We start from the raw sequence: 13,862 nt of genomic DNA on the forward strand, positions 1-13,862 counted from the left end.
CATAACACTCGCCGTGCAAATTGGGCATTGTCGGGGCGGGGGGGCTCACGAAAGCGGTGGATCAGTTGCCATCGATAGGGAATGTGAGGGCCTCTTCGCGAGCAAACCCGCCCCCACAGGGGGGTAGCAGATTTGGGGTTGCCACGGACATTGTGGGAGCGAGCCTGCTCGCGAAGGCGGTGGAGCAGGCGCCATCGCGGGTAACGGGCTGGCGCCTTCGCTGCGTTTACTTGGGGTAAAGCGGCGGTAATCCGCTGTCGCCCAGCGGGTCCTGGGTCCGTTCGGCGATCGGTATGGTCCGGATCGCCCGCCACAACTCCTCACCCTGCCAGTGCTGGCCGGTCTCGCTGTACAGCGCGCCGTTCAAACCATCCAGTGCGTCGGACAGCGGAACGAAGCGCGCGGCCATGTCCGCCAGGGTTTCCGGTTGCTGGCGAGCCCAGGCGTCCAGGGCCTGGCGGGTGGCGTGGGTGTCGTTGGCCTGGCAGGCACGCTTGAGGTCATCGAGCAACGTGCGCGGGCTCGGGCCGGTCTGTGCGGCTCGCAGGATCGCCGGCTGCCAGCGGGCGCGCCACCAGAGGCCGAAGCCCATAAGCGTGGTGCAGGCCAGGATCAGGGTACTGAGTTTCCACCACCACAGCGCTTCATTGTCGGCAGCGGAGATAACCGCTGGCACGCCGGCCGGGGTATCGACGATCAGGCCGGGATTGTTCGCCACGTTCAGGGTGCGGGCCGGCAGGCTGGTGTGTTCCAGGTGGTCCTCGAAGGTGTTCCACCAGACCACATCCACCGCCGGCAGCTCGATATCGCCGCTGTGCACGGGTACCAGGGCCTCGCGATCTTCACGGCTGCCGACCAGGCCGCGCTCACTGTGCTGATTGCCCAGCACTGGCTGGTCGGGGTAGCGCCGCAAACCGTTGACGTCGGTGCCCGGCAGCGGCGGCAGTTGCGAGCTGGCCAGGCCTTCGGCCTTCAGGGTCAGGCTGCGCGTCAGCGAGTCGCCAACCTGCGGATGGTCCGGCTCCGGGTTCCAGCTTTCACTCAGGCTCAGGCTTCGGGCCGGCAACCAGGGGACGTCGGCCGGATACGAGGCTGGCTTGGCCTTGACGGTCAGCATCAGCTCGGCCGAGCTGACCCGCATCAGCTTGCCGGATTTCGGCACCTGGGCTTCGATGTCCTGGGCTGGCTGCGGGTCCACCAGGGTGGCGCTGAAGATCTGTGCCGGTATGGTCAACTGGCCACTGTGTTGCGGATAGATCGCATAGCGCAGTTCGATCACGCCGTGGCGCAGGCCATTGATGTCCTTTTCGTAAGTGCGTGATTCACCCAGCTGTTCGATACGCGCGTCAGGGATCTGCAAGGGGGTCAGGTTACTGTCGTCGTACAGCGAGACGGAATGGTAGATACGCAGCGTCAGGATCGCCTGGGCCTGCACGTACACGCTGGACTGATCGAGGCTGGCCTCGATGAACACCGGTGCCTGCGTGCCGGTGGTGTCGCGGCTTTCGCTTTCGACCACTTGCAGGGTGATGGGCTGGCTCTGCACGTCGCCCAGTTTCAGCGGGGCAATCACCACACTGCCGTTCTGGCGTGGCAGCAGGGTAATGATCCAGCGGGTGGTGGCGCGGCTGTCGCCGTTGATGGTGGTCAACTGGTTGACCTGGCGCGTGCCGCGCACCTCGAACAGAGGCTCCAGCGCCGTCAGGTCGGGTTTGCCGAACTGCGTCACATCGTTGGTTTCCAGGGTCAGCTCGACCGTTTCGCCGGAGTTCAGGCGAGTGCGGTCGACACTGGCGACCAACTCCGCAGCCTGGGCCTGCAGGGTCCAGAGTAGAAGGGCGGCCAAGAAAACGGTGAAGCGGGTCATCGAGTTTTTTCCTGATCCTGATGCTGTTGCTGTTCGTACCAGAATTTGCGCCGCAGCAATTCTCCCGGGTCATCCGGGATCTTGCGCAGCCATTGCTCCAGTGCCTGGCGCTGTTCGCCGTCGATGGCATCGCTGGCCGGGCGCAGGGGCGGGGTGGTGCTTTGTTCGTCGCCCAGCTCGCTACCGGGCACTTCATTGCTGCCCGGTCGTGGCGGTGCCGTTTCCGGGTCCTGTGTCTCTGTGGCGGGCGCCTGTGCGTCGGGCCTGGATTCGTCGGCGTTGGCCGGCTGCGTGGCGGCGCCGGGCTGTGGTTCCTGCGGGGCGTCTGTCTTGTCGTCTTGGTTATTATCCGGCTCGACTGGCTTGGGCGCCTTCTTCTGCTTCAGCAGGTTTTCCACCAGCGCCTTGTTGGTGAGCGCCGGCCGCAAGTCCGGTTGCAGCTCCAGCGCCTGTTCGTAAGCGTCCAGCGCGGCTTCCAGCTCACCGCTCCTGGCCAGGGCGTTGCCTCGATTGTAGTGGGCGTGGGCATCATTGCCTTCGGCGAAGCGCTGGACGGCGCCACTGTAGTCGCCGGCCTCATAGAGCGCGACGCCTTGCCATTGCCGATTCTCGAAGTGCTGCGCGGCCTCGGCCGGGCGCTTCTGCTTGAGCAGGTGCAGGCCCTGCTGATCGGGACGCAACCACAAATCCTTGAAGTCGAAGGCGTAACTTGGTTGTGGCAGCAGGAACAGCAGCGGCACACAGAACAACCAGCCCCTCCGCCCGGCGCAGGCTGCGAGGAACAACAGAGGCAGTAACAGCCAGTAACCCTGGTCGGCCCAGGTATCGAGACGCAGGGTCTGGCCGTCATCGCGCAGGTTGCGCGGACCACCGAGCAGGCCGAGGCCGCGCAGGTCGGCATCCTCGAGCCGCGCATGGCGATAACGGCCGTCGAGGTCATTGACGAAGGCTTTCAGGCTCGGCTCGTCCAGGTGCGGGACCAGGATCGCGCCCTGATCGTCCTTGAGGAAACTGCCATCTTCCTGGGTGATCGGCGATCCTTCGGCCGTGCCGACGCCGAGCATCAAAAACTGGGTCGATTTGCCATCCAGCGCCTGCTGAATGCCTTCGCGCTCCAGTTCGTTCAAGGACGAACCGATCAGCAGGATGCGGCCATCGCCCAATGCACCCTGATTCAGCAATGCCAGGGCCTTGGTCACCGCCAGGTCGGCGCGATGACCGGCCTGGGGCATCAGCGACGGTTTGAGCGCATCCAGCAGATTGCGACTGGTGGCGAGATCGTCCGACAGCGGCACCAGCGTGTGCGCACTGCCGGCGTAGACGACGATGGCGGTCTGTGCATCGCTGCGGTTCTGCAGCAGGTCGAACAGCTTGCGGCGTGCCTGTTCCAGGCGGTTGGGCGTAACGTCGGTGGCGAGCATTTCCGGGGTCAGCTCCAGAATCACCACCAGCGGGTCAGCCGGTTTCTGGCTGTTTTGCTCGACACGCTCCCAGCTCGGTCCGAGCAGCGCCAGAACCGTCAGCAACCAGGCCACGCCGAGCGCCGCCCACGGCAACTTGCTGTCGCGACCGTTACCACCACTGAGCAGTGCGGCGTGGAACGCCGGGGGCAGAATCATCTGCCAGCGCCCGGCGCGTTTCTGCCGGTGCCACAGCTGCCAGAGCAACCAGCCAAGCAGCGGCACCAGCAACAGCCACCCGGGCCGGAACCAGTAAGGCCAGAGAGCGCTCATCGGCGCCTCCGCAGGCGCAGGCGCCTGAGCCGCTGGCGCCAGTCGGGCAGGGCGGTCTGGGACAGCAGGTCCTTGGTGAACAGGCGCTGCAGCGGGTTGTCCGGCCAGCGTTCGCGCACGACCAGCAACATGCTCAGCAGCAGCGCCATCGCCAGCGGCCAGTGGTACAGCGCCTGTGCGGGGCGGGCCTGGGTCGGTTGTTGAGTCACCGGCTCCAGTTGATCGAGGGTTTGCTTGATCGCCTGTAGCTGCGCGCCATCACGAGCACGGAAATACTGGCCGTCGGTGGCGGCGGCGATGGCTTGCAACGCCGGCTCATCGAGGTCCAGGCTCGGGTTGACGCCGAGAAAGCCCGGGGTGCCGGACTGCTCCGGGTCGGCGCCGATGCCGATGGTGTAGATCTTTACCCCTTCCCGGGCCGCCAGCCGTGCCGCCGTCAAGGGGTCGATTTCGCCGCCATTGTTGGCGCCGTCGGTGACCAGGATCAGCACACGGCTTTGTGCCGGGCGCAGGCGCAGGCGCTTGAGGGCCAGGCCGATGGCGTCGCCGATGGCGGTGTTCTTGCCGGCGATGCCGACCCGCGCTTCGTCGAGCCAGATTCGCACCGTACGTCGATCGAAGGTCAGCGGCGCCTGCAAGTAAGCCCGGCTGCCGAACAGGATCAGGCCGACCCGGTCGCCGTCGCGGCTTTCCAGAAAGTCGCCGAGCAGGTGTTGCACCAGCGTCAGGCGGCTGACCTCGTCCTCCTGCCACTGCATATCGGGGAAATCCATGGAACCGGACACGTCCACCGCCACCAGCAGGTCGCGGCCACTGGCGGCAATCGGCAGCGGTTCGCCGAGCCACTGCGGGCGCGCTGCGGCAATCAGCAGAAACAGCCACAGCAATATGAACGGTGCCTGTTGGCGCCAGGCCGGCAGGTTGGCCCGGGCACGGCGTCGCGCCAGGCCTTCGAGGTCGCCAAGGAAGCTGACCTTGAGCGCCGGCTCGCCGCTGTCGGCCACCGGCAGCACGAGGCGCATCAACCACGGCAGCGGCAGCAGGGCGAAGATCCACGGCCAGGCAAATTCAAACATGTTTGCGAATCCAGGTGTCGACGGCCTGGGTCAGGCCGGCGATGGCCTTGTCGTCGAGTTTGCATTCGGGTTTGTAGGCGCCTTCGACCAGCACCATCCAGCGCGTCAGGCCGGCGGCGGGGCAGCGGTTGTCGAGGAATGCCAGCCATTGGCGACCGTTGAGGGTATGGCTCTGGCTGTAGGGGTAATGGTTGCGGCACAGGCGCTTGAGCAGGCCGTTGAGCTGCTGCAGCCAGGCACCGGCCGGGGCGCCGTCGTAGGGTTTGGGCAGCAGCGCCAGTTCCGCCAGTGCGGCGAGGCGCACCGGGTCCAGGGGTTGTTCGGCGCGCACGATGAGGCGCTTGCTCGGCAGCAGGCTTCGGGCTTTCCACAGACCGAATGCGATCAGCCCCAGTGCCAGCAGCAACAGCCACCAGCCCGGCGCCGGCGGCCAGAGGCTGATGGGCGGCGGCGAAATCAGCGGTTGCAACTGGTCCAGGCTGCTCATCGACCCGTCCCCGCATTCTGTGGGTTGAGGTACTCGCGCAGTTGCTCGACCATTTCACTCTGGGTGCTCAATGGCATCAACAACACCCGCAGCTTTTGCGCCAGCAGTTCCCAGCGGGCGATCCGCGCCTCGGCCTGGGCGCGATAGGTCTGGCGCAGCTCGAAGTTCAGGGTGTCGATCTCCAGTTGCGCGCCACGTTCGGCGAAGCGCAGCAGGCCGGCGGCGGGCAGGGCGTGGTCCAGCGGGTCGGATACCGGCAACAGCAGCAGGTCGCAATGGCGCGACAGCAGGCTCAATTGCTGTTCGGTGCCCTCGGTCAACGCACGCTCGTCGCAGATCAGAATCACCAGGCTGCCAGGGCGCAAGACTTCACGGGCGCGGCGCAGGGCCAGGTTGAGGGTGTCGCGATTCTGTTCGGTTTCGGTGTGCAGGGATTGATTGACCCGCACCAGCCGGTTGAGCAGTTGCAGCAGGCTTTGTTTGCTACGGCGTGGCTTGATCTCGTAGTGCTCTTTGTCGCCGAACACCAGCCCGCCCACCCGGTCGTTATGACCGAGCGCCGCCCAACCGATCAGGCTCGCGGCCTGGGCGGCGAGCACAGACTTGAACATCAGCCCGGAACCGAAGAACAGCCGACGGCTTTGCTCGACCATGATGAAGATCGGTCGCTCGCGCTCTTCATGGAACAGCTTGGTGTGCGGTTCCTGTGTTCGGGCGGTGACGCGCCAGTCGATGGTGCGCACGTCGTCACCGGCCTGGTAGACCCGCACCTGATCGAAATCCACCCCGCGACCCCGCAGCTTGGAGTGGTGCAGGCCGATCAGCGGGCTGCGCTGGCTCGGCGTGGAAAACAGTTGCACTTCGCGCACGCGATGGCGCATCTCGATCAGGTCGGAGAGGCTGATGCGGATGCCCGGCTCGGGCGGCAGGTGGGCGTTCATCGGGGTCAAGCGACGGCTACGACGTCGAGAATTCGCTGGACCACCCGGTCCTGGTCAATGCCGGCGGCCTCGGCTTCGAAGGACAGGATGATGCGATGGCGCAGCACGTCGAACAGCACGGCCTGAATGTCCTCCGGGCTGACGAAGTCGCGACCGGCCAGCCAGGCGTGGGCCCGGGCGCAGCGGTCCAGGGCGATCGAACCGCGCGGGCTGGCGCCATAGGCGATCCACTCGGCCATCTCCGGGTCGAACTTGGCCGGGGTGCGCGTGGCCATGACCAGTTGCACCAGGTATTCCTCCACGGCGTCGGCCATGTACAGGCCGAGGATTTCCTTGCGCGCGGCGAAGATTGCCTGCTGGCTGACCCGGCGTTCCGGCTTGGTTTCGCCGTTCAGCGCTTCGCCACGGGCCTGTTGCAGGATGCGGCGTTCGACCGCGGCGTCCGGAAAGCCGATTTTCACGTGCATCAGGAAGCGGTCGAGCTGAGCTTCGGGCAGCGGATAGGTGCCTTCCTGCTCGATCGGGTTCTGCGTGGCCATCACCAGGAACAGCGGCGACAACTCGTAGGTGCTGCGCCCGACACTGACCTGGCGCTCGGCCATGGCTTCGAGCAGGGCCGATTGCACCTTGGCCGGGGCCCGGTTGATTTCGTCCGCGAGCACCAGGTTGTGGAAGATCGGGCCTTGCTGGAACACGAAGCTGCCGGTTTCCGGGCGATAGATCTCCGTGCCGGTGATGTCGGCGGGCAGCAGGTCGGGGGTGAACTGGATACGATGGAACTGGGCTTCGATGCCCTCGGCGAGCTCCTTGATGGCCTTGGTCTTGGCCAGGCCCGGTGCACCCTCGACCAGCATGTGGCCATCGGCGAGCAGGGCGATGAGCAAGCGCTCGATGAGTTTTTCCTGGCCGAGAATCTGCGTTGAAAGAAAGGTTCGCAGCGCGATTAGCGCTTCACGATGTTCCATCGATGACTGTTCCTGGAAAGGGTGACCGAAGACGTTCGAATTAACGCCAGGGCTGGGGGCGTTACTTTAATCCATCGCGGGGGGCGGCGACTAACGGCATTTTGTGCAAAGTGTGGGAAATGATGGGAACGGTGGCGACCTGGCGAGCGCCATCGCGAGCACGCTCGCTCCCACAAAGAAGCCGTTCGTATAGCCCCTGTGGGAGCGAGCCTGCTCGCGACGGGGCCCGCACAAACGCCATCAAAGTTCGCTGATGTAGGTCCCGGTGCCCTTGAGAATGTTGCGCAAGGTCTCCTCAACCTCCGCCAGGTCACCCGCATCGGTGCCGTGAATGATTTCCAGCGAATCATCACCATTGAGCGCATCGGCATCCGCGGCGGCGATTTCGATCAGCAGGCGAGTCGGGCTGAGGGTGACTTTCACGCCGTCCAGGGTCGAAGGTTCGCCGTCGAGGGTGATTTCCAGCTCGTCCTCGTCCGGATAGCGGGTCATCAGGAACATTTCCCCCTGGTTGCTGTGGCAGGCCAGCATGGCCATGTTGTCTTCTTCGTCGTCGCACGGGTTGACGATCAACAGGGCGGTGGTCATTTGCATGGGGAATTCCTGGCTCGACGAGCGTTGTGAAAGCGACAAAAGGCAATTCTGCCAGCCCTCGGGCATTTCTGCTTGGCTGACTCGACGAATCCTTCGTGAACATCCGATGTCCTGTCGGTCATTTCTGGTACGCCCGTGCCGTAAATACGGGGATAAAACGCCCAATTTCCCTCGCGGCTGCTAGTGTTGTTCGAGGCATGTCGCGCCAGCTGCATTCCGATGACCGAATATGTCGCAGCACTGCAAGCACCGGCCTTGCCGCACTGGTTAAGCTGCGCATCGAATGGATATCTGTAAAACCTGCCTGTAAAGAGAGTGTGCAATTGATCGCACGGTGGTTTTTGCAGATGCCCATTCACGGAAGGTGAATGTGACCTGAGTGTCCCGTCCAGCTTCACCCACCTGTCACCCTGTTTCCTCTGCCCGAGAATCAGGAACAGGATGACGGATCGCCCCGAAAGGGGTGTTGCACGCGACGCTTCAATCAATAACAAGCCCAAGCGGAGTACCACAGATGGCGTTCTTCACCGCAGCCAGCAAAGCCGACTTCCAGCACCAACTGCAAGCGGCACTGGCGCAGCACATCAGTGAACAGGCACTGCCACAAGTGGCGCTGTTCGCTGAACAATTCTTCGGCATCATTTCCCTGGACGAGCTGACCCAGCGTCGCCTGTCCGACCTCGCTGGCTGTACCCTTTCTGCGTGGCGCCTGCTTGAGCGCTTCGATCACGCGCAACCGCAAGTGCGCGTCTACAACCCCGATTACGAACGCCACGGCTGGCAGTCGACCCACACCGCGGTCGAAGTGCTGCACCACGACCTGCCATTCCTGGTGGACTCGGTACGCACCGAGCTGAACCGTCGCGGCTACAGCATTCACACCCTGCAGACCACCGTGCTGAGCGTGCGTCGTGGCAGCAAGGGCGAATTGCTGGAAATCCTGCCAAAAGGCACCCAGGGCGACGACGTGCTGCAAGAGTCGCTGATGTACCTGGAAATCGACCGTTGCGCCAATACCGCCGAACTGAACGTGCTGAGCAAAGAGCTGGAGCAGGTGCTGGGTGAAGTGCGCGTCGCGGTCACCGATTTCGAGCCGATGAAGGCCAAGGTCCAGGAAATCCTGACCAACCTGGACAACAGCCGTTTCGCCGTCGATGCCGAAGAAAAGAACGAAATCAAGAGCTTCCTGGAATGGCTGGTGGGCAACCACTTCACCTTCCTCGGCTACGAAGAGTTCGTGGTCACCGACCAGGCCGATGGCGGTCACATCGAATACGACCAGAGCTCCTTCCTGGGCCTGGCCAAGCTGCTGCGTGTCGGCCTGACCTACGATGACCTGCGCATCGAAGACTACGCCGTGAACTACCTGCGCGAACCGACCCTGCTGTCGTTCGCCAAGGCTGCGCACCCGAGCCGTGTCCACCGTCCGGCTTACCCTGACTACGTGTCGATCCGTGAAATCGACGCCGATGGCAAGGTCATCAAGGAATGCCGCTTCATGGGCCTGTACACTTCGTCGGTGTACGGTGAGAGCGTGCGGGTCATTCCGTACATCCGTCGCAAGGTGGCGGAAATCGAACGCCGCTCCGGCTTCCAGGCCAAGGCTCACCTGGGCAAGGAACTGGCACAGGTCCTCGAAGTGCTGCCACGGGACGATCTGTTCCAGACCCCGGTGGACGAACTGTTCAGCACCGTGATGTCGATCGTGCAGATCCAGGAACGCAACAAGATCCGCGTGTTCCTGCGCAAGGACCCGTACGGCCGTTTCTGCTACTGCCTGGCCTATGTGCCGCGTGACATCTACTCCACCGAAGTGCGCCAGAAGATCCAGCAGGTCCTGATGGATCGCCTGAAGGCCTCGGATTGCGAGTTCTGGACCTTCTTCTCCGAGTCTGTGCTGGCCCGCGTGCAACTGATTCTGCGCGTCGACCCGAAAAACCGCATCGACATCGACCCGCAGCAACTGGAAAACGAAGTGATCCAGGCCTGCCGCAGCTGGCAGGACGATTACGCCGCCCTGACCGTCGAGAGCTTCGGCGAAGCCCACGGCACCAACGTGCTGGCCGACTTCCCGAAAGGCTTCCCGGCCGGTTATCGCGAGCGTTTCGCGGCGCATTCGGCCGTGGTCGACATGCAGCACCTGCTGAGCCTGAACGAAAAGAACCCGCTGGTGATGAGCTTCTATCAGCCACTGGGCCAGGTGTCCGGCCAGCGCGAGCTGCATTGCAAGCTGTATCACGCCGACACCCCGCTGGCACTGTCCGACGTGCTGCCGATCCTGGAAAACCTCGGTCTGCGTGTGCTCGGTGAATTCCCTTATCGTCTGCGTCACACCAACGGTCGCGAGTTCTGGATCCATGACTTCGCGTTCACCGCCGCCGAAGGCCTGGACCTGGACATCCAGCAACTCAACGACACCCTGCAGGACGCCTTCGTCCACATCGTGCGCGGCGATGCCGAGAACGATGCCTTCAACCGCCTGGTGCTGACCGCCGGCCTGCCATGGCGCGATGTGGCGCTGCTGCGTGCCTACGCCCGCTACATGAAGCAGATCCGCCTGGGCTTCGATCTGGGCTACATCGCCAGCACCCTGAACAACCACACCGACATCGCCCGCGAGTTGACCCGGTTGTTCAAGACTCGTTTCTACCTGGCGCGCAAGCTCAGCGGCGACGATCTGGACGACAAGCAGCAACGCCTGGAACACGCGATTCTCAGCGCCCTGGATGAGGTTCAGGTGCTCAACGAAGACCGCATCCTGCGTCGTTACCTGGACCTGATCAAGGCGACCCTGCGGACCAACTTCTACCAGGCCGATGCCAATGGTCAGAACAAGTCGTACTTCAGCTTCAAGTTCAACCCGCACCTGATCCCCGAGCTGCCCAAGCCGGTGCCGAAATTCGAGATCTTCGTTTACTCGCCACGGGTCGAAGGCGTGCACCTGCGCTTTGGCAACGTGGCGCGCGGTGGCCTGCGCTGGTCCGACCGTGAGGAAGACTTCCGCACCGAAGTGCTGGGCCTGGTAAAAGCCCAGCAGGTGAAGAACTCGGTCATTGTGCCGGTGGGCGCCAAGGGTGGCTTCCTGCCACGTCGCCTGCCACTGGGCGGCGGCCGGGACGAGATCGCGGCGGAAGGCATCGCCTGCTACCGCATCTTCATTTCCGGCCTGCTGGACATCACCGACAACCTGAAGGACGGCGTGCTGGTTCCGCCGGCCAACGTCGTGCGCCATGACGACGATGACCCGTACCTGGTCGTCGCTGCGGACAAGGGCACCGCGACCTTCTCCGACATCGCCAACGGCATCGCCATCGACTACGGCTTCTGGCTGGGCGATGCGTTCGCCTCCGGCGGCTCGGCCGGTTACGACCACAAGAAAATGGGCATCACCGCCAAGGGCGCGTGGGTGGGCGTGCAACGTCACTTCCGCGAGCGCGGCATCAATGTCCAGGAAGACAGCATTACAGTCGTGGGCGTCGGCGACATGGCCGGTGACGTGTTCGGTAACGGCTTGCTGATGTCCGACAAGCTGCAACTGGTCGCGGCGTTCAACCACCTGCACATCTTCATCGACCCGAACCCGAACCCGGCGACCAGCTTCGCCGAGCGTCAGCGCATGTTCGACCTGCCGCGTTCGGCGTGGTCGGATTACGACACCAGCATCATGTCCGAAGGCGGCGGGATCTTCTCCCGCAGCGCGAAAAGCATCGCGATTTCCCCGCAGATGAAAGAGCGCTTCGACATCCAGGCCGACAAACTGACCCCGACCGAACTGCTGAACGCCTTGCTCAAGGCGCCGGTGGACCTGTTGTGGAACGGTGGTATCGGTACGTACGTCAAGGCCAGCAGCGAGAGCCACGCCGACGTCGGCGACAAGGCCAACGATGCGTTGCGCGTGAACGGCAATGAGCTGCGCTGCAAGGTCGTGGGCGAGGGCGGTAACCTGGGCATGACCCAATTGGGCCGCGTCGAGTTCGGTCTCAATGGCGGCGGTTCCAACACCGACTTCATTGACAACGCAGGTGGCGTGGACTGCTCCGACCATGAAGTGAACATCAAGATCCTGCTGAACGAAGTGGTTCAGGCCGGCGACATGACCGACAAGCAGCGCAACCAGTTGCTGTCGAGCATGACCGACGAAGTCGGTGGCCTGGTGCTGGGCAACAACTACAAGCAGACCCAGGCCCTGTCCCTGGCGGCGCGTCGTGCATTGCCACGCATCGCTGAATACAAGCGCCTGATGAACGACCTGGAAAGTCGCGGCAAGCTGGACCGTGCCATCGAGTTCCTGCCGTCCGAAGACCAGATCAACGAACGCGTCGCGGCGGGCCACGGCCTGACCCGTCCGGAGCTGTCGGTCCTGATCTCCTACAGCAAGATCGACCTCAAGGCACAATTGCTCGAGTCCCTGGTGCCGGATGACGAGTACCTGACCCGGGACATGGAAACCGCTTTCCCGCCAACCCTGGTGAGCAAGTTCTCCGAGGCCATGCGCCGTCACCGCCTGAAGCGCGAAATCGTCAGCACCCAGATCGCCAACGACCTGGTGAACCACATGGGCATCACCTTCGTTCAGCGACTCAAGGAGTCGACCGGCATGAGCCCGGCGAATGTTGCGGGTGCTTATGTCATCGTTCGGGACATTTTCCACCTCCCGCACTGGTTCCGTCAGATCGAAGCCCTGGACTACAAGGTGTCCGCTGACGTGCAACTGGAGATGATGGACGAGCTGATGCGCCTGGGCCGTCGCGCCACGCGCTGGTTCCTGCGTGCCCGCCGCAACGAGCAGAACGCCGCCCGTGACGTCGCGCATTTCGGCCCGCACCTGAAGGAGCTGGGCCTGAAGCTCGACGAACTGCTGGAAGGCCCGACCCGGGAGGGCTGGCAGAAGCGTTACCTGGCTTACGTCGAAGCGGGTGTGCCGGAGTTGCTGGCACGTATGGTGGCGGGTACCTCGCACCTGTACACCCTGCTGCCTGTCATCGAGGCGTCCGACGTGACCGGCCAGGACCCTGCCGAAGTGGCCAAGGCCTACTTCGCGGTGGGCGAGAAGCTGGACATCACCTGGTACCTGCAACAGATCAGTGCCTTGCCGGTTGAAAACAACTGGCAGGCCCTGGCCCGTGAAGCGTTCCGCGATGACGTCGACTGGCAACAGCGCGCCATCACCATCTCGGTGCTGCAACTGGGCGAAGGCTCGGTGGAAGCCCGTCTGGAGGCGTGGATGGCGCAGCACGAGAGCATGATCGAGCGCTGGCGCTCCATGTTGGTGGAAATCCGTGCCGCCAGCGGTACGGACTACGCCATGTATGCGGTGGCCAACCGTGAGTTGCTGGATCTGGCGTTGAGCGGACAAGCGGTAGTGCCTGCTGCAGCCCAGACCAGCGCGGAGCTGGAACCGGCCTGATCAGGCGTTGAATGAAAAAGCCCCGTATCGAAAGATACGGGGCTTTTTTATGGCCGAAATCGGGCTCGCCGCAAAACCCTGTGGGAGCGGGCTTGCTCGCGAAGGCGGCGGCACAGTCGACTGAGTTGTCGGCAGGTCTATCGCTATCGCGAGCAAGCCCGCTCCCACACTGGGATTACCGCTCGCGTGTCTGTTCAATGTTCCAGCGGAATCAACACTTTCTCGTCCGGCGACAACACCATGAACACCAGCAGCTTGGCCGGCTTGGTCTTGCTGGCGTTTTTCGACACCAGGTGTTCCGAGCCGGCCGGTTCGTACCAGAACTCGCCCGCCTTGTAGGTTTTTGCCGGTTCGCCCTTGACCTGGGAAACAATCGATCCGGACAGTACGTACGCCATCGCCGTCCCTTCGTGTTTGTGGGCGATGGACGACTGGCCGGGCTTGTAGTCGACTTCGAGCATCAGGGCTTTTTTGTCCGGGACGTTCTTGAGGACTTCGTCCTGCAGGATCGTGACTTTTTCCGAGGGGTCGTGGGCAAATGCCGAGGCCGAGAGGGTCAGGGCGAGAGCCGCCAGCGGAGCGGCACACAAGTGCAAAGCTTTCATGGATTATCACCTGCAGTGGTTAGTCGTCAGGGACCAGAGTAGACCGCGTACCCGGGTGTTCAAACGGCCAATTTTCGTGAAGGCGAGGGGACCAATCCTGCTCGCGCACAAAAAAGATCGCAGCCTGCGGCGAGGCTTGCAGAGGTACCCATGGCCCTGCAGGCGTCGCCGAAGACTGCGATCTTTC

At 63.4% G+C, this 13,862-nt stretch carries 9 protein-coding genes; 1 reads left to right on the plus strand and 8 read right to left on the minus strand.

Features of this window, described 5'->3' with window-relative positions; translation table 11 throughout:
• Window positions 1-226: 226 nt before the first annotated feature.
• From ACM6IM_RS04945 to ACM6IM_RS04975, 7 genes are all read right to left on the minus strand, one after another.
• Window positions 227-1,867, minus strand: a complete 1,641-nt coding sequence (locus tag ACM6IM_RS04945; protein ID WP_414864370.1) for a BatD family protein — start codon at window positions 1,865-1,867, stop codon at window positions 227-229.
• Window positions 1,864-3,600, minus strand: a complete 1,737-nt coding sequence (locus tag ACM6IM_RS04950) for a tetratricopeptide repeat protein (RefSeq protein WP_414864371.1) — start codon at window positions 3,598-3,600, stop codon at window positions 1,864-1,866. Before ACM6IM_RS04950 ends, ACM6IM_RS04945 begins: the two co-directional genes overlap by 4 nt.
• Window positions 3,597-4,676 (minus strand): vWA domain-containing protein, encoded by a 1,080-nt coding sequence (locus ACM6IM_RS04955; RefSeq protein ID WP_414864372.1) that lies wholly within the window; start codon window positions 4,674-4,676, stop codon window positions 3,597-3,599. The genes ACM6IM_RS04950 and ACM6IM_RS04955 overlap by 4 nt, the downstream gene beginning before the upstream one ends.
• The gene (locus ACM6IM_RS04960; protein ID WP_192302919.1) at window positions 4,669-5,163 is read right to left on the minus strand and encodes a DUF4381 domain-containing protein; all 495 of its coding nucleotides are present in this window, start codon (window positions 5,161-5,163) and stop codon (window positions 4,669-4,671) included. The genes ACM6IM_RS04955 and ACM6IM_RS04960 overlap by 8 nt, the downstream gene beginning before the upstream one ends.
• On the minus strand, window positions 5,160-6,104 hold the full coding sequence (locus ACM6IM_RS04965; protein ID WP_414864373.1) for a DUF58 domain-containing protein: 945 nt from the start codon (window positions 6,102-6,104) through the stop codon (window positions 5,160-5,162). Before ACM6IM_RS04965 ends, ACM6IM_RS04960 begins: the two co-directional genes overlap by 4 nt.
• A 5-nt stretch (window positions 6,105-6,109) precedes the next feature.
• Entirely contained in the window at window positions 6,110-7,069 is a 960-nt protein-coding gene (locus tag ACM6IM_RS04970; RefSeq protein ID WP_192302915.1) for an AAA family ATPase, read from the minus strand.
• A gap of 240 nt (window positions 7,070-7,309) precedes the next feature.
• A complete protein-coding gene (locus tag ACM6IM_RS04975) occupies window positions 7,310-7,663 on the minus strand; it encodes a hypothetical protein (protein WP_414864374.1) in 354 nt (117 codons plus the stop codon).
• Between the two features lie 514 nt (window positions 7,664-8,177).
• Here ACM6IM_RS04975 and ACM6IM_RS04980 point away from each other — a divergent pair.
• Window positions 8,178-13,070 (plus strand): NAD-glutamate dehydrogenase, encoded by a 4,893-nt coding sequence (locus ACM6IM_RS04980; RefSeq protein ID WP_414864375.1) that lies wholly within the window; start codon window positions 8,178-8,180, stop codon window positions 13,068-13,070.
• Window positions 13,071-13,264: 194 nt separating this feature from the next.
• On the opposite strand, the gene ACM6IM_RS04985 is transcribed toward ACM6IM_RS04980, so the two are convergent.
• Entirely contained in the window at window positions 13,265-13,675 is a 411-nt protein-coding gene (locus tag ACM6IM_RS04985; protein ID WP_414864376.1) for a cupin domain-containing protein, read from the minus strand.
• Between the last annotated feature and the right edge of the window lie 187 nt (window positions 13,676-13,862).

Source organism: Pseudomonas sp. IT-P12, assembly GCF_949767465.1.
GTDB lineage: Bacteria > Pseudomonadota > Gammaproteobacteria > Pseudomonadales > Pseudomonadaceae > Aquipseudomonas.

Coding starts and splice junctions, on each gene's coding strand:
- ACM6IM_RS04945 (WP_414864370.1), bottom strand. CDS start 1,867: ATGACCCGCTTCACCGTTTTCTTGGCCGCCCTTCTACTCTGGACCCTG.
- ACM6IM_RS04950 (WP_414864371.1), bottom strand. CDS start 3,600: ATGAGCGCTCTCTGGCCTTACTGGTTCCGGCCCGGGTGGCTGTTGCTG.
- ACM6IM_RS04955 (WP_414864372.1), bottom strand. CDS start 4,676: ATGTTTGAATTTGCCTGGCCGTGGATCTTCGCCCTGCTGCCGCTGCCG.
- ACM6IM_RS04960 (WP_192302919.1), bottom strand. CDS start 5,163: ATGAGCAGCCTGGACCAGTTGCAACCGCTGATTTCGCCGCCGCCCATC.
- ACM6IM_RS04965 (WP_414864373.1), bottom strand. CDS start 6,104: ATGAACGCCCACCTGCCGCCCGAGCCGGGCATCCGCATCAGCCTCTCC.
- ACM6IM_RS04970 (WP_192302915.1), bottom strand. CDS start 7,069: ATGGAACATCGTGAAGCGCTAATCGCGCTGCGAACCTTTCTTTCAACG.
- ACM6IM_RS04975 (WP_414864374.1), bottom strand. CDS start 7,663: ATGCAAATGACCACCGCCCTGTTGATCGTCAACCCGTGCGACGACGAA.
- ACM6IM_RS04980 (WP_414864375.1), top strand. CDS start 8,178: ATGGCGTTCTTCACCGCAGCCAGCAAAGCCGACTTCCAGCACCAACTG.
- ACM6IM_RS04985 (WP_414864376.1), bottom strand. CDS start 13,675: ATGAAAGCTTTGCACTTGTGTGCCGCTCCGCTGGCGGCTCTCGCCCTG.